General features: G+C 68.1%; 16 protein-coding genes and 3 pseudogenes. 10 read left to right on the forward strand and 9 right to left on the reverse strand.

Translation table 11 applies throughout. From position 1 onward, the window contains the following. Positions 1-679, forward strand: a 679-nt coding sequence (locus tag FPZ12_RS24135) for an MFS transporter (RefSeq protein WP_144749006.1), incomplete at its 5' end; no start/stop codon positions are given. A 225-nt stretch (positions 680-904) separates the two neighbouring features. On the opposite strand, the gene FPZ12_RS24145 is transcribed toward FPZ12_RS24135, so the two are convergent. Both FPZ12_RS24145 and FPZ12_RS47020 read right to left on the reverse strand, forming a co-directional pair. Then, positions 905-1792, reverse strand: a complete 888-nt coding sequence (locus FPZ12_RS24145; RefSeq protein WP_144749007.1) for a coiled-coil domain-containing protein — start codon at positions 1790-1792, stop codon at positions 905-907. Positions 1793-2058: 266 nt separating this feature from the next. Next, positions 2059-2487 carry a helix-turn-helix domain-containing protein gene (locus tag FPZ12_RS47020; RefSeq protein WP_144749008.1) on the reverse strand — a complete coding sequence of 143 codons (429 nt, stop codon included), beginning with the start codon at positions 2485-2487 and terminating at the stop codon, positions 2059-2061. Positions 2488-3225: 738 nt separating this feature from the next. On the opposite strand from FPZ12_RS47020, the gene FPZ12_RS24160 reads away from it, so the two are divergent. The 4 genes and pseudogenes from FPZ12_RS24160 (at position 3226) to FPZ12_RS24170 (ending at position 5802) form a co-directional block, all read left to right on the forward strand. Next, complete coding sequence (locus tag FPZ12_RS24160) at positions 3226-3657, forward strand: Hsp20/alpha crystallin family protein (protein ID WP_144749010.1); 432 nt, start codon at positions 3226-3228, stop codon at positions 3655-3657. A gap of 158 nt (positions 3658-3815) precedes the next feature. Then, positions 3816-3992 carry a hypothetical protein gene (locus FPZ12_RS45695; protein WP_166462880.1) on the forward strand — a complete coding sequence of 59 codons (177 nt, stop codon included), beginning with the start codon at positions 3816-3818 and terminating at the stop codon, positions 3990-3992. Positions 3993-4009: 17 nt separating this feature from the next. Further along, entirely contained in the window at positions 4010-4297 is a 288-nt protein-coding gene (locus FPZ12_RS24165) for a hypothetical protein (protein ID WP_144749011.1), read from the forward strand. Between the two features lie 573 nt (positions 4298-4870). After that, a pseudogene (locus tag FPZ12_RS24170) lies at positions 4871-5802 on the forward strand (fatty acid desaturase family protein). Positions 5803-5809: 7 nt separating this feature from the next. On the opposite strand, the gene FPZ12_RS24175 reads toward FPZ12_RS24170, so the two are convergent. Further along, positions 5810-6145: a helix-turn-helix domain-containing protein gene (locus FPZ12_RS24175; RefSeq protein ID WP_144749012.1), complete on the reverse strand. Its 336-nt coding sequence runs from the start codon at positions 6143-6145 to the stop codon at positions 5810-5812. 749 nt (positions 6146-6894) lie between these two features. Between FPZ12_RS24175 and FPZ12_RS24180 the strand changes: the two genes are divergently transcribed. The 4 genes and pseudogenes from FPZ12_RS24180 to FPZ12_RS46905 all read left to right on the forward strand — a co-directional run. Beyond that, a complete protein-coding gene (locus tag FPZ12_RS24180) occupies positions 6895-7161 on the forward strand; it encodes a DUF6401 family natural product biosynthesis protein (RefSeq protein ID WP_144749013.1) in 267 nt (88 codons plus the stop codon). 131 nt (positions 7162-7292) lie between these two features. After that, positions 7293-7480: pseudogene (locus FPZ12_RS46575) on the forward strand (Hsp20/alpha crystallin family protein); the annotation flags it as partial. A gap of 48 nt (positions 7481-7528) precedes the next feature. Beyond that, a complete protein-coding gene (locus tag FPZ12_RS24190) occupies positions 7529-7909 on the forward strand; it encodes a hypothetical protein (RefSeq protein ID WP_144749014.1) in 381 nt (126 codons plus the stop codon). Between the two features lie 134 nt (positions 7910-8043). Continuing rightward, positions 8044-8178, forward strand: a pseudogene (locus FPZ12_RS46905) (J domain-containing protein); the annotation flags it as partial. Positions 8179-8410: 232 nt separating this feature from the next. Here FPZ12_RS46905 and FPZ12_RS46585 read toward each other — a convergent pair. Beyond that, positions 8411-8629 carry a hypothetical protein gene (locus FPZ12_RS46585; protein WP_243770005.1) on the reverse strand — a complete coding sequence of 73 codons (219 nt, stop codon included), beginning with the start codon at positions 8627-8629 and terminating at the stop codon, positions 8411-8413. Here FPZ12_RS46585 and FPZ12_RS24200 point away from each other — a divergent pair. Then, a complete protein-coding gene (locus tag FPZ12_RS24200; RefSeq protein WP_144749016.1) occupies positions 8622-8939 on the forward strand; it encodes a DUF899 family protein in 318 nt (105 codons plus the stop codon). The genes FPZ12_RS46585 and FPZ12_RS24200 overlap by 8 nt on opposite strands. Before the next feature lie 530 nt (positions 8940-9469). On the opposite strand, the gene FPZ12_RS24205 is transcribed toward FPZ12_RS24200, so the two are convergent. From FPZ12_RS24205 to FPZ12_RS24225, 5 genes are read right to left on the reverse strand one after another with little or no spacing between them, the layout of a single operon-like run. Continuing rightward, positions 9470-10219, reverse strand: coding sequence for a 3-hydroxybutyrate dehydrogenase (locus FPZ12_RS24205; protein WP_243770000.1), 750 nt, complete (start codon positions 10217-10219; stop codon positions 9470-9472). A 44-nt stretch (positions 10220-10263) separates the two neighbouring features. After that, on the reverse strand, positions 10264-11391 hold the full coding sequence (locus tag FPZ12_RS24210; RefSeq protein ID WP_166462881.1) for an FAD-dependent monooxygenase: 1128 nt from the start codon (positions 11389-11391) through the stop codon (positions 10264-10266). Then, on the reverse strand, positions 11388-12014 hold the full coding sequence (locus tag FPZ12_RS24215) for a flavodoxin family protein (RefSeq protein ID WP_144749019.1): 627 nt from the start codon (positions 12012-12014) through the stop codon (positions 11388-11390). The genes FPZ12_RS24210 and FPZ12_RS24215 overlap by 4 nt, the downstream gene beginning before the upstream one ends. Continuing rightward, positions 12011-13192 carry an NADH:flavin oxidoreductase/NADH oxidase gene (locus tag FPZ12_RS24220; RefSeq protein ID WP_208025980.1) on the reverse strand — a complete coding sequence of 394 codons (1182 nt, stop codon included), beginning with the start codon at positions 13190-13192 and terminating at the stop codon, positions 12011-12013. Before FPZ12_RS24220 ends, FPZ12_RS24215 begins: the two co-directional genes overlap by 4 nt. Next, the gene (locus FPZ12_RS24225) at positions 13189-14406 is read right to left on the reverse strand and encodes an acetyl-CoA C-acetyltransferase (RefSeq protein ID WP_144749020.1); all 1218 of its coding nucleotides are present in this window, start codon (positions 14404-14406) and stop codon (positions 13189-13191) included. Before FPZ12_RS24225 ends, FPZ12_RS24220 begins: the two co-directional genes overlap by 4 nt. Positions 14407-14434: the final 28 nt, after the last annotated feature.

The following is a 14434-nucleotide window of genomic DNA, read 5'->3' on the forward strand; positions in this document are numbered from 1 at the left end:
GGGCGGGTTGGGGCTCGCGGCCGCCGCGGTCGGCGTCTTCGTCGTGATCGAGCGACGCCGGGCGGCACCGTTCGTCCCGCCGAAGTTGCTGGCCGAGTCGCGCTTCGCCCGCTCCGCGGTCGCCGCGATGTGCCAGATGTTCTGCCTGACGGCCACCCTGCTCACGATCCCCCTGTACCTGACCACGCGGTGGGGAACCAGTTCCCGGGCGGCGGGAGTCCTCGTCGTGGCGCTGCCGCTGGCGATGACGGTGCTGGCTCCGGTGACGGGCCTGCTCACCGAACGCTGGCGGCCGCGTCAGGCACTCCGGATCGGCCTGAGTTGCCTGGCACTGGCCGAAATCGCCCTCGCGGCGATCCTCGCCTCCCTCGGCTCCGGGGCCGGTCCGATGTGGACACTCGTCGCGACGGCCGCGTGCATCGGCGCCGGCATGGCGCTGACCCAGACCCCGGCCGCCGCCGGGGCCGGCCGTTCGGCGCAGGAAGCGGACTCGGGCGCCGGTCTCGGAGTCTTCAACATGCTGCGCTTCGTCGGTGCGGCGACCGGAGGCGCCACGGTAGCCCTCATCCTCGGCGACTCCCCTGACGGCCCCACCCCGTTCGCCATCATGGCCACCGTGTGCGCCGGCGCCGCGGTAGTGGCGCTGGGAGTCACTTTCCTCGGCCGCACACCCCGCTGAGCGACAGGATTCGCACCGCGCGGACGCAAGGGACGTGTCCGTGGCGAGCCGCGACTCCCTGGTGTTGCGGGCAAACGGCCGTTCGTCCCGATCAACGCCCACGCCCGGCGCTCCCTGAGCTGGACGCCACTCCCTAGCAGGGCCCTGGCCCTGCTAGGGAGTGGAGCGCATCCTCGCCGACTGACCTCCCGGCGAGTCACCTCTGCCGCTTTTTCCTCCCTGCGCTCACGCGGCGGTCGCGGTACCGGCGTCGGGATCGGGTGGCGCCGGGAGTGCGGAGACGGGCGCGGGGACTCCGGTCAGGGTGGGGGCCTCGGCAGCGTTGTCGGTGTCTTCTGCCAGCAGGGGCAAGGCTTCGGCGACGAGGGCCTGAGCGTCGCGGAGCTGGGCGAGAACGTCGTCGCGGATGTGGTGCAGCTGCTGTACCGCCTGGCGGGCCTCGCTCAGCATGGCGTCGGCCTCGGCACGGGCGGTGGCGCGGAGTTCGGCGATGTCCCGCTCGGCGGCGGCGCGCCGGGACTGCAGGTCGCGCTGGAAGTCGCGTTCGATGGCGGCGCGGCGGCGTGCGGCCTGGGTGTCGAGGGCAGCACGTTCGGCGTGCGCCTGGGTGGTGAGGGCCTCGACGTCGGCGCGGGTGCGGGCGAGCAGGTCGCGGTGTTCGCGTTCCAGTTCCGCCCGCCGGTGGTCGAGTTCGCGCAGCAGGGTGAGGTGGCGGGCGCGTAGTTGTCCGGCGGCCTCCTGGGCGGCGGCCCACTGGTTCTCCGCGGCGGTGCGGGCGCGGGCGGTGATCTCACCGGCCTCGTCCTGGGCCAGTTCGACCATGCGCCGCAACCGGTCCGTCAGCCCGTCGACGCTGGGTGGCGTGCGGCAGACCCGGTCGAACCGGGCCTGCAGCCGGCTCAACGCGGCGCGGGTCCGTTCGAGTTCGGCGGCCAGGTCGTCGCGCTGGCTCAGCGCGGCATCACGATCGGCGGTCACCACCGCCAGGTCGGCTTCGAACTGGCTGATCCAGTAGCGCACCTGCTCCTGGTCATAACCGCGCCACCGCACGTCGAAGTCGGTGTGCAGCGGAACAAGCTCCTCGGTGTCCACCCGCGTGGCCTCCGAGTACATGACCCCTCCCCTTCACAGAACACCTAGGAAGTGTTTCAAATGTGGTTTGCGTGGCGGTGCGGGTAGCGGAACCTGAGGCGGCCCCTGACTCCGGGATCGCCTCATCATGAATGCCCATTCACCACTTCGGCGCTGTCCTCGCCAGGAACCACCTCAGAACCCCCGGCGGTGCCGGTTGACGGCCCACCGCAAGCGGCTCCGCCGCTTATCAAACAGAACATCTAGCCGAAGAAAACCCGTCTCGCCCGTATCGGTGGCGTGGCGCGCTACGCGCGTTCCGGCGGCGGCCCTGCCGCGCCCGGACCGTGCCCGTCGGGCGTCGCGATCTGGCCGGCCGGGCCGTCGCGGCCGAGCTCGACGCGCAGGTCGGCGATCTCCGTTTCCGCCGCGGCAAGCCGGCCCTCGGTGTCCGCCAGCTGATCCTCGGCATCAGCGAGCTGGTCCTGTAAGCCGATGATGCGGCCCGCGGCCGCCAACGTGTGGCCCTCGTCGAGCTCTTCGCGCAGTCGGGCCACGCGGGTGAGCTGGCGCCGGGAGTAACGACGGTGCCCGCCTTCGGACCGGTGTGGACGTACCAGCTCGGCGGTGTCCAGACTGCGCAGAAACGCCTCCTGCACCCCGAGCATCTTCGCGGCCTGCCCGGTCGTGAAGGCCGGGTAGTCCTGATCGTCCAGCCTGCCCAGATCGGCCAACATGCACCTCCCGCTAGATACAATCTACAGCACCCACTACAAGATATCGCAGCGGGCGAGGTCGCAACGCTACGAGCCGCCGCTGCACATTTTCTCCCCTGAACACTTGACACAATCTGCAGTCCGAGCTATAGAAATGAGCGAGTGGTTCATGAACTGGATGTCGGAGACAGCGGACGACCGGGGAGTGATCGACTATGCCTGATACCCGCGACCCAGCGGTGACCAGCGAGTTCGCCGAGCTGGTCTACGCCGATCCGGCCTGGTTGCGCGCGGAGTTCGACGCCATCATGACCGCCAACTTCGGCGTGCGCCCACCTCGCCACCCCCGGCCCGAGCCAAGGGCGTCAGGCCCGCGAAGGCCACGCCGGCACAAGCACAGTCTCGCCCCGGGCGGCCGGACGCCGCCCACCGCGCCGACGGCGAGAGGCAGGCGCCGGCAACGAGCCCCTCCGCTTCCGGCACCACATACGGCCGAGGAGACCCAGCAGCGGTCCCGGCCCCGCGCCTCGTGACGCACTCGATGCGCGCCCCGGACGGCGCGGCACCGGGTGGCCCGATCCGAAGCGACAGCACGATATTGCGACACCCCTTCCCAGAAATGGGGTCCGGCCCCGGCCGCCGGGCTGCGACGGCCGGGCCGCCCCGGCAACGACACTGACAAGCTGACGTCAGCCGCCGCCGGCGCCTCCAGCACGCCGGATGGCGGCGTACAGAAAGGAGCAAAGGAGGCGGATGGTCATGTTGATGAGGACGGATCCGTTCCGTGAGCTGGACCGGCTGACTCAGCAGTTCTTCGGCGGCAACGGCACCGCGGCCCGCCCGGCGGCGATGCCGATGGACGCCTACCGGTCCGGTCACGAGTACGTCGTGGAGTTCGACCTGCCCGGGGTCGCACCGGACTCGATCGAGCTGGACGTGGAGCGCAACGTGCTCACCGTGAAGGCCGAGCGGGCACCGGCCTACGACGACGGCGCGGACGTGCAGGTGTCCGAACGCCCGCGCGGAGTGTTCTCGCGCCAGCTGTTCCTGGGCGACACCCTCGACGCCGACAACATCACCGCACACTACGAAGCCGGTGTCCTGACCCTGCGAGTACCGATCGCCGAACAGGCCAAACCCCGCAAGATCGCCATCACCGGCGGCAGCGACGCCAAGCAGATCAACGCCTGAAGGTCCCGGACCCAGAAAGACGGATTCCCGCCCCGCCCGGCACGCACGCCGCGCCCGCGCGGGGCCGGAGCCGAGGTGTCCACAGTGGACTCGGACGAACTGTGGACCCTCCTTCGCGCGATGCACTTTTCCTCACCCGGCAGAACGGAGAAGCCGCCATGCCCGACGGTTCCGCCCACGACGTCGCCGACCAGCAGCGCCAGGCCCGCCCCGAACCCGGCGACGCCGAACCCGCCTTGGCCGGCACCGGGAGCCTGCTGGATGCCGACCCGGCCGATGTCGCCGATCAACGCCGCGACGCTCCGGTTCTCGACGAGGGCGAACCCTGGCCCTGACACCCGGGGAGTAAGCGATGAGCACCACCCGACCGGTCACGCTCGCCGCCACGCTGGCCACGACCGTCCGCGCGCTCCGCGGCATCAACCCGGCCGCGTCGCCGAGCCTGGGCAAGCTGCGTGACTCCGGCTGGCAGCTGGTCCAGTTGACCGGCGGCCTGACCGACCTGGTCACCATGCTCGCTGAGCACACGGGCCACCACCTGCGCCACCCGTCGCAAGTCCACCGGACGGACGGGACACCCGACACCGCCGCACTGGCCCGCGGCTGCCGTGACCATCGGGCGCTCCGCGCATCCCGTTGACCAACACGCCTGATTCGTCCCAGACGAGCATCAGGGTCGCAGTGCGGGTTCAATGTCCAAAATGGACAACGAGAGACTCTCGTCATGTGGGTCGCGCACCTCAGAATCGCGCACGGGGGCCGGGCCGCAAGCGGTGGAGCACACGGGCACACGGACCGTCAAACGGCACGCGCCTCGCCCCCGTGCTGGCTGTTGCCCGCGGATGCGCGTAGCGTCGACATCAGCAGGCTCGCGCCGCGCTTTTCGACCCTGGGTTACGAGGAGCCTTGACGACGCTGTTCGACCTGCGACCAAGCCTGTGCCCAACGATGGCGCGCCGATCCGCTCGACGCCGCCGTTCGGTGCTCATGCGTCACCGCTGGCCGTGTTCACCTGCCGGCCTCTTCTCAAGGAGTTTCTTTTGTCGCCCACACCCGTACGTACCCGCAGCGCGCGTACCCCGGCCTCGCCGGCGCTGTTCAGCCACCCCGTCTCGCACGCCGCCGGACACACGCTGTCCGACGCGGATCAGCGCCGCACCCGCAGCGTCCGGTTTTCCTCCTCTGCCGCCGGAGCGCCTGCGACGCGGCACCGGTGAACGACCGCGCACCGGGATACGGCAGTCTGCTCGCCGAAGTTCGGGAAGCCGGGCTGCTGCGCCGCCGCCACGGCTACTACGCCGCGGTGATCACGGCGAACCTGGTGGTGTTGTCCGGGGCGTGGGTCGGGTTCGCGTTCCTGGGCGACACGTGGTGGCAGCTGCTGATCGCGGCCGTGCTGGCCGTGGTGTTCGCGCAGTTGGCGTTCGTCGGCCACGATGTGCCGGGCACAAGCAGATTTTCCGGACCCGGCGCCCCAACGACGCGGTCGGTGTCGTGCACGGCGGCGGCCTGGTCGGGATGAGCTTTCAGTGGTGGATCGACGGGCACAACCGTCACCACGCCAACCCGAATCACGAAGAGCACGACCCCGACCTCGACATCCCGGCGCTGGCTTTCACCGGCCGGCAAGCCCGCGTGAAACAGGGTTTCCTCCGCTGGATGGCCAAAAATCAGGCGTTCCTCTTCTTCCCCCTGCTCACCCTCGAAGGGCTCAACCTGCACGTCTCCGGAATCCGGGCGGTGTGGCGGGGTGAGACGAAGCGGCGCCGCGTGGAAGGTGCCCTGCTGACCGCGCACGTCGCCGGCTACCTCACCGCGGTGTTTCTCGTGCTCTCCCCTGGGCTCGCGGTCACGTTCGTCGTGGTGCACCAAGCACTCTGGGGTGTCTACATGGGCTGTTCGTTCGCGCCCAACCACAAGGGAATGCCCACGATGACCGGGCCGCCGGTCGACTTCCTGCGGCGGCAAGTGCTGACCTCACGCAACATCCGCGGCGGGCGGGTCGTCGACTTCGTGCTCGGCGGGCTGAACTACCAGATCGAGCATCACCTTTTCCCGAACATGCCCCGCCCGCACCTCCATCAGCTCGGCGCTCCACTGCGCGCCGCAGACCACGCCCGCGGTCTCGGGGTGCACCGCCGGTGAGGGCGGCTCAGTCTCCGCCCCGGAGATCGGAATTCTGCTGCTGTGCTTCGTGCAGCTGGTCTTCGAGGGACACGATGCGGCACGCCGCGTCGACGGCGGTGCCTTGGTCGACCAGTTCCCGCACCCGCGCGGCGATCCGCAACTGGCGGCGGGAGTAGCGGCGGTGCCCGCCGGCGGAGCGCTGCGGCTCGATCAGGCCGGCTTCGTCCAAGCTGCGTAAGAAGTTCTGACTCGCGCCGAGCATGTCCGCGGCGCGGCCCATGGTGTAGGCGGGGTAGTCCTCGTCGTCGAATTTGTCCGCGCCGCCACCGGGCACGACCGGGTCGTGTTGGTCAGGGATCATTCCACCTCCACATCACAAGGGACCCCGGGTGCCGTGCACGACACCCGGGGTCCCAGGGGTTTGGGTTTCATCATTGCCGACCGGCATCCACGCCGGACTGTTGTACCCGCATCCAGCCGACGAGCGGACTGTGCGGGGATCGCTGTGTCGTAACCGAGAACCACCTTCCAATCCGATGGGACTGCGGTACCCGCGCGGCACTACTGCCCCGCCGCGGCGGGCGATCCAATGATGTGCCCTATCCCTTCTCTCCTGTGTTTCTCTCGTACTCGGTACTGCTGCGATCATCACCGGCCGGAACCCCTTACCGAGATCGGTCCCAGCACGCCTGATGTCGCTCGGGGAATGCGGGGCCCTTGTGCTGCCCCGCATCCGCCCGTCTTCTTCACTGCATACTGCGAACTGACATCACTTCACGCGGACACTGGTGCTCGTCCGCGTCTGCCACACCGGGACCACTACTGCTTCGTGTTCACTACCCGGCCCCGGATCCGCCACGAGCCGGAACCCCTTCTGCGATCGGCTCCGTCCCGCGCGGCGGTCTTACTCGCTCTTGTCTCTCTCCGAACGCCGAGAATATTACAACCCCCCGGCGTTGAATGTCTACCCCCGCCAGCATAGATTTACTGTGCTGGCGGCGTATGGATGTCTGATCCCCGGCCGGACGACGAGAGGAGCGCGTGAGCATGTGCGCGCCGATACCGCTCGAGACCTGGGTGAGCGGGCCAGTGCGCGCCACGATCGCGGAAATGACGGCCGATCCCTGGCGGAAAGCCGTGCTCGACCACCACCAGGACGAGATCCGCGCCGAACTCAGCGCGGCAGGCGCGGCGCCGGATCGCCCCACTCTCACCCTGTATCTGCACGTGCTCGGCCGCGCCATGGACTACGTCGGCACGAACCTCCCCGGCGACACTCTGCCCGTCGCCCGCGTGCACGACACCGGAATGGACTGGTTCACCGTCCGCATCGCTGCCGCGTGCCAGCTCGCCCTCAGCGAAGGGCTCGCCGCCTGAAATTTGCAGCCATGGGAACAGGAAACTTGAGCGCGCCGCCACCGGCCCGCCAGGGCGGTGCACAGGAAAGGAGAATGGAAGCGGATGGTCATGTTGATGAGGACGGATCCGTTCCGTGAGCTGGACCGGCTGACTCGATCGAGCTGGACGTGGAGCGCAATGTGCTCACCGTGAAGGCCGAACGCGGCCCGGACTACGGCGAGGGCGCCGAGGTCCAGGTGCCGGTGTCCTGACGCTACGGGTGCCGATCGCCGAACAGGCCAAGCCCCGCAAGATCGCCATCACCGGTGGCAGCGACACCAAGCAGATCAACGCCTGAGCACCCGGCCCCGCCCCTGGGCGGGCCATCGAGCGGGAGGTGAGCACGGTGACCGACATCGACACGGTGCACGAACGGCTCGAACAGGCGCACGATCATCTGGCCGCGGCCGAGAAGTGTCTGGCCACGCGGACACCCGGGCCGGTCGAGCTGCACGCCGCGGTCGACGCCGCGATGCGGATCGGCACCGCGTTGGCCGACCTCGTCGCGACCGTGATGCACCAAGCCCCCGCCGCGCTGGACCACCGCAGCGACGCGGTCCTGACCGAGCTGGTGGCCGACCTGCGCGCGATGCACGGCTGCCTGACAACGGGACCGCTCCTGCTCGCCCCGGCCCGCGACGACCTGCGCCAGCTGCTCGCCCACCCGCACACCACCGCCCAGCACGAAGGCCCCACCATGCCCGACGACGGCGACCTTCGGCCCTGAACGATCCTCCGATCGCAGCTGCGTCGGACAACTTCGCCCACGCTCCGACCCGCTCAGACCACTGCCCGCGGCTCCTACACCGCCGTCAGCCAGCTCAACCCCGCACACGCACCCGACCCTCCACGGCCACCACAATGAGCACACAACCGCCCGATCCCTACGCAGTCCTCGGCATTGAGCCCGGCGCCAGCGCCGCCGAGATCACGGCTGCCTACCGCCGCGCAGTCCGTGCCTGCCACCCCGACGCACCGCACCCCGACCGCGACCGGTTCGCGATCGTGCTCGCCGAGTACCGCCAACTCCGCGGACCTCCGCGCGGGCCCCGTCCGTCGCCATCCCCGCCGACGCTGACACCCCAACCGGTACCGCCAGAACCCAACCACCGCGAGCCCGAGCTGGTCCCGCCGATCTGGGCGGGGTGCGCTCTGCTGGTGTGGATCGACCGGCCGCATGGCCCCGGGATAAAGACGCGCCTCGTGCCGAGAAGTCATTCGACCACGATCACCGTTCAGGGTCCACAGTGGACTCCGGGAACCTGCGCACCAGACCGGGGTCGACGAAAGTGGTCACCGAAACGAGCTGGGTGGCGTCCGTGGTCAGCACGGCAACGCCGAACGGCTGGAACGTTTCGTGCACGGTGGGTCGGTAATAGGCCACCGCGGCGGGCTGGGCGTTCGCGACCGCCGGGTACATCCGATACAGCCCCGGCGCGGTGAGCACGTGTTCAGCGACGCTCCCGCCAGACGCGCTCAGCAGGCGGCGGCGCGAACTGCCGATGGTGAAGGTGGAGAAGAACTACGTGTTCGAAGGGCTCGGCGGAAAAGGGAGCCTGCTCGACGTTTTCGAGGGCCGCCGCCAGCTCATCGTCTACCACTTCATGTTCGGGCCGGACGACACCGAAGGGCACAACAGCTGCTCCCTGCTGGTCGACACATCAGCCACGAGGAGCATCTGCCTGCACTCGACACCACGATCGCGCTCGTGCCGTGGGCGCCGATCGGGAAACTCGCGCCCTTCCGGGAACGGATGAGGTGGACGATTCCGTGGTACCCGACCCCGCTCGGCAGGCAGACGCACGTCACGCAGTTCGAACTGCATGACGCCCACTGACCGCGATGGGGCGCCGCCGCGGTCGACCGGATCCCCGCCCACGTGTGGACATCGGCCTACATACAGCGCGTGAGGGGGGCGTGGGTGGCCGAGCTAGCCGGGCTGCCGGATCGAGATCGTCTGCCTCGCGGCGGCACTGACCGCTTTGGCTGCAGCTGCTGACCCTGCACGACCAGCCCGCGCGCCGCCGGGAACCCAAACGGTTGCGCCTACCGCTGTTCCCCGCCGCCCTTCACCAGCTTGATCACCATCGCGGTGATCCGCCTGCACCCCGGAGACCAGCAACAACCCGGCCCCAACGCCTAGAGAAAGAACACTCATCCGGGCCCGTGGAATGCGGCAGCCAGCCGCTGAACGGGCCACCAACCACGCCTCACCACCAAAAACACCGTTGAAAACCCCCATTCCGGACCGACCAGGCCGGCAGGTCGGCCACGCGAAAGATCCGGGCTAGGCGGCCGTCCAGCCGCCGTCGACGGAAATCGAGGTCCCGGTGACGTGGCCGGCCTGCGCGCTGCACAGCCATACCACCGTGGAGGCGACGTCCTCCGGCTCGATCAGCTTCTTGATCGCGGCACGCCGCAGCAGCACATCTCCCACGACCTCGTCGCGGGAGATGTCGTGGGCGGCGGCCTGCGCGGTGATCTGGCCTTCGACGAGCGGGGTGCGCACGTAGCCGGGGTTCACGCAGTTGCTGGTGACACCGAACTGGGCGCCTTCCAGTGCGGTGACCTTCGACAAGCCCTCAAGACCGTGTTTCGCCGCGACGTAGGCGGACTTGAAGACGGACGCGCGCAGCCCATGGACACTCGACATGTTCAAGATCCGCCCCCATCTCCGGGCATACATCGCCGGGAGGCTGCGGCGGATCAGCAGGAACGGTGCCATCACCATCAGTGCCTGCATCCGCGCGAACTCCTCCGGCGGGAACTCCGTGAGGGGCGCGACGTGCTGGAACCCGGCGTTGTTCAGCAGAATGTCGACGTTGTCCGGGAGCGTCTCGACCGCTGCGGGGTCGGTCAGATCGGCGGCGTGTGCCCATCCTCCAACCTCCGCGGCGGCCCGTTCGGCCCCCTCGGCATCGAGGTCGACTACGTGCACCCTCACCCCGACCGCGCTCAGGGCACGCGCGCAGGCCAGGCCAATGCCCCCGGCACCACCGGTCACGAGCGCCGTTTTGCCCGTAAGATCTGTTGCCATATCGGGAAAATCTCCCATCGAAGTCCGGCACTCACCCGGCCGCGTTATTGCAACGCCTCGTACGCACTCATCATCTCGGAATTCCGTCGCCGAAACTCCTCGTAACGCACACGCCCGGTTCTCATGACGTACTCGAGCGTCAGCTTGGCGAGATCCCGGGGCGGTCGATCCTCAAGGCTCTCGTACCAGCCAATGCTTCGAACAGCTGCCCGCTGGAAACTTTCCGCGACGTGGCGCCTGGTTTCCTCGTACCCGCGTAGCGCCGCCGGCACGTCCCAGCCGCCAGCGATCAGAGCGTCCACAAGATACACGGCATCGCGCATGGAAAGACGTGTGCCCGAGCCCAGCGAGGGATGAACGGTGTGCAGCGCGTCCCCTATCAGCGTCACATTGTCGTGGCTCCACGATCCGGCACACCGCACGAACTTCGGCTGGAACCAGAGGGATTTGTTCGTATAGAGGCGATCCCCTTGCAGGGAGTCGGAGAAAATCTCCTCGCACCGCTGTCGTGACGCCTCTTCGTCGAGAGTGTCGAAGTTCCCATTGTGGTACGCCTGGGGCGACAATTCCACAAGGAAGTTGCTCCGGTCCGGCGAGTATTGGGAGGCGTGTCCGACAAATACCCCTTCAGGACGGTTCATAAAGATGAGTGACGGCGCGTTGAACAGCCGGGGTGTACCGTACCAGGCAAACCAGTTATTTCCATAGCTGATCTCCGGCTTGAACGTCTCAGTGAACAGCTCGCGAACCTGGCTGTTGACACCATCCGCGCCGACGACAAGGTCCCAGCCCGCCAATTCGTCACTTGTTTCGACTCGCTCGTTGTGCGCGAACGTCACTCCCGCCGCTCGCGCCCACCGTTGCAGCTTCTCCAACAGGAGGATGCGAGAAATGCGGTAGAAACTGGACGCATGCACGGTCATGGACTTGCCGTCGAGAATGAACCCCATCTCGTCGGTGATATCAGAGCCATCGCTCAAGTCGTCGATGACGTCACAGGCGGCGGGGCGCAAGGCGTCAAGAGCGGATTCCGTCAACCCGATTCCCCATCCGTAGGTCGCGTCCGCTGGATTCTGCTCCACGATGTGCACCGAGATATCCGGTCGTGCGCGCTTGAGTAGGATCCCGAGAAAGAGCCCTCCGGGTCCCCCGCCCACTACGAGAACTTTCACTGCTCGCCCCTCTCTGTGACACGGGGTGCCGACGCGCAGCCGTTGGCCGATGCCTCACCACTCTGCCGCCAGCGATGGGCGGCGAGGGCGACCCTGTTGCCCAGCGCTTCCGCCGTGGCGACGTCGCTTTCCGGAATTCCTTCTATCCCGAGATCGACGTCGGACTTCGCCATCGCGCCAGCGTACGAACCGAGTCGATTCACGTTGTCAGCCGTCGATGTGCTGGAGCTGCCGCCGTCGGGCAAGCCCAATCCGACCCACACCATTCCGTGTTGCATGGCGAACAGCATCAGCTGAACCAGTGTGTTGAGTTTGTCTCCGCTGTATCCGCCGGAATTCGTGAAACCGGCCCCGATCTTGTCCTTCCATCTTTGCTTCAACCAGATACCCGACGTCGCGTCGATGAACTCTTTGAAGCCGGCCGACGGTCCGGCCATGTAGGTGGGGCACCCGAAGACGAGCGCGTCAAAGCCGTCGAGCTGGGCGGGGTCAGCGGCGGCGTCTTCCGCGAAGACCATGCGTGCGCTGGTTCCTGGGACGGCGGCTGCACCCTCGGCGACCGCACGCGCCAACGCCGCGGTGTGCCCGAAGCCGCTGTGGTAGACAATTCCGATCGAGGTCATCGGTTCGAACCTTCCCTGCCCATGCCGTTGTGCTCCCGCTGGTGGCGCCGGGGCCACGCACCCTTCAGGTACTGGGTGGGGTACGGCGCCCGATCCCGGCCGATGCCGAGGGCGTGCGCGGCCCGCAATGGCCATGAGGGCTCACGCAGCGCCGCGCGCGCGAGCAGGACCGCATCCGCGGAGCCTTCTGCGAGGATGCGTTCTGCTTGTTCCGGATCGGTGATCAAGCCGACCGCGCCGGTGGGAATCCCCGCGGTGGCGCGGATCTGTCGTGCGAACGGAACCTGGTAGCCAGGACCGACGGCCAATCGGGCCGGCGCGACCACTCCCCCTGACGAGACGTCGATCAGGTCGACGCCGAGGGTCTGGACGCGCCCGGCAAGTTCGGCGGTGTCCTCGACCGTCCACCCGCCGTCGACCCACTCACTCGCCGAGAACCGCACGAACAGTGGTTTGCCGGCCGGCCATTCCTTCCGTACGGCCTCGACGATCTCGATGAGCACCTTGGCCCGGTTATCGAAGGATCCGCCGTAGTCGTCGGCGCGGAAGTTCGACAGCGGCGAAAGGAACTGGTGGATCAGATAGCCGTGTGCCGCGTGCAGTTCGATGACGTCGAAACCGGCGCGGTCGGCCCGAGACGCCGCGGCGGCGAACGCCCGCACGGTATCGGCGATGTCCTCGCGAGTCATCTCCTGGGGCGTGTCGAGACCGTCGAGAGCCACCGGCGACGGGCCGACAGCCTGCCAGCCCCCTTCGGCCGCGGGGATCGTCCCGTCCCGGCGCAGCGCGAGAGCCCACGTGGAAGCCTTGCGTCCGGCATGCGCCAGCTGCACGCCGATGGCCGTGTTCTGGCTGTGTACGAAGTCCACGATTCGAGCCCAGGCCGTCTGCTGGGTTTCGTTCCACAGTCCGGTGTCGTGCGGGCTGATCCGCCCTTCCGGCAGTACGGCCGTGGCCTCGGTCATGATCAGCCCGAACCCTCCGGCCGCGCGCGCTCCGAGATGGACGAGGTGCCAGTCGGCCGGAACGCCGTCCTGGGATTCGACGCTGTACTGGCACATGGGCGAGAGCCACACCCGGTTTTTCAGCTCGAGCTCACGCAGCCGCAGGGGCGAGAACAACAGCAGCGTCCTCACGTCCTTCTCGATCTGCGTCACGTCGGCGGCCGTCCGTGTCATGACAGTCGCTCCAGGACCATGGCCATGCCTTGGCCGCCGCCGACGCACATGGTTTCCAGTCCGAACTGTTCGTCGTGGAAACGCAGGGAGTTGAGCAAGGTGGTGGCGATCCTGGCGCCGGTCATCCCGAAGGGGTGGCCGACGGCGATAGCGCCACCGTTGACGTTCAGTTTGTCCTCATCGATGCCCAGCTCGCGTGCCGACGCGACGACCTGTGCCGCGAAAGCTTCGTTGATCTCCACCAGGTCGATGTCGTCGATGGTGAGACCTGCCCGGGCGAGCGCCTGCCGCGAGGCTTCGACCGGGCCGAGCCCCATGATCTCCGGGGACAGGCCGGACACGCCAGTGCTGACGATGCGGGCCAGCGGGGTAATGCCCAGCTGTTTCGCCCTGGCGTCGGACATGATCACGACGGCAGCGGCACCGTCGTTGAGGGGACAGCAGTTGCCGGCGGTCACCGTGCCGTCTGGGCGGAAGACCGGCTTCAGCGAAGCGACGCCCTCCATCGTCACCCCTGGGCGTGGGCCGTCGTCCGCGTCCACAACCGTGCCATCCGCAAGCGTCACCGGCGTGATCTCGCGGGCCCAAAACCCGTTCGCGATAGCCTGTTCCGCACGGTTTTGTGAGCGCACGCCGAACGCGTCCTGCTCTTCGCGGCTCACATTCTTCAGCTGGGCAACGTTTTCCGCGGTCTGCCCCATCGCGATGTAGATATCCGGCAGCGATCCCGCGATACGCGGATCCACCCAGGTGTGGCCACCGCCCGCGAGTTTCTCCGTAGCGGCCTTGGCGTCAGCGAAGATCGGGTTCTCGGTTTCCGGAAGACCGTCCGCGTAGCCCTTGGCGAACCGGCTGACCGTCTCCACCCCGGCGGAGACGAACACCTCTCCCTCGCCGGCTTTGATCGCGTGCAGGGCCATCCGAGTGGTCTGCAGGCTGGACGAACAGTAACGGTTGACCGTGGTCCCTGGCAGGGAATCCATTCCTGCCAGCACCGTTACCACGCGGGCCAGGTTGAAACCGGCCTCGCCCGCGGGCTGCGCGCAGCCCACCATCAGGTCATCGATCTCCACCGGGTCGAGTTCCGGCACCTTCGCCAGCGCCGCCCGCACCATCCGGGCCGTGAGGTCGTCTGGACGCAGGTCTTTGAGCGATCCCTTGTTGGCGCGACCGATCGGTGAACGAGCCGTGGCGACGATGACTGCCTCTGGCATGGGGCTGGCCTCCTGTGAAAGTCGTTGG

The organism is Amycolatopsis acidicola, assembly GCF_007713735.2.
Classification (GTDB): domain Bacteria; phylum Actinomycetota; class Actinomycetes; order Mycobacteriales; family Pseudonocardiaceae; genus Amycolatopsis_E; species Amycolatopsis_E acidicola.

Excerpts from the sequence above, each read along its gene's own strand:
- FPZ12_RS24145 (WP_144749007.1), bottom strand. The coding sequence starts at position 1,792 with ATGTACTCGGAGGCCACGCGGGTGGACACCGAGGAGCTTGTTCCGCTG.
- FPZ12_RS47020 (WP_144749008.1), bottom strand. The coding sequence starts at position 2,487 with ATGTTGGCCGATCTGGGCAGGCTGGACGATCAGGACTACCCGGCCTTC.
- FPZ12_RS24160 (WP_144749010.1), top strand. The coding sequence starts at position 3,226 with ATGTTGATGAGGACGGATCCGTTCCGTGAGCTGGACCGGCTGACTCAG.
- FPZ12_RS45695 (WP_166462880.1), top strand. The coding sequence starts at position 3,816 with ATGCCCGACGGTTCCGCCCACGACGTCGCCGACCAGCAGCGCCAGGCC.
- FPZ12_RS24165 (WP_144749011.1), top strand. The coding sequence starts at position 4,010 with ATGAGCACCACCCGACCGGTCACGCTCGCCGCCACGCTGGCCACGACC.
- FPZ12_RS24175 (WP_144749012.1), bottom strand. The coding sequence starts at position 6,145 with ATGATCCCTGACCAACACGACCCGGTCGTGCCCGGTGGCGGCGCGGAC.
- FPZ12_RS24180 (WP_144749013.1), top strand. The coding sequence starts at position 6,895 with ATGACGGCCGATCCCTGGCGGAAAGCCGTGCTCGACCACCACCAGGAC.
- FPZ12_RS24205 (WP_243770000.1), bottom strand. The coding sequence starts at position 10,219 with ATGGCAACAGATCTTACGGGCAAAACGGCGCTCGTGACCGGTGGTGCC.
- FPZ12_RS24215 (WP_144749019.1), bottom strand. The coding sequence starts at position 12,014 with ATGACCTCGATCGGAATTGTCTACCACAGCGGCTTCGGGCACACCGCG.
- FPZ12_RS24220 (WP_208025980.1), bottom strand. The coding sequence starts at position 13,192 with ATGACACGGACGGCCGCCGACGTGACGCAGATCGAGAAGGACGTGAGG.
- FPZ12_RS24225 (WP_144749020.1), bottom strand. The coding sequence starts at position 14,406 with ATGCCAGAGGCAGTCATCGTCGCCACGGCTCGTTCACCGATCGGTCGC.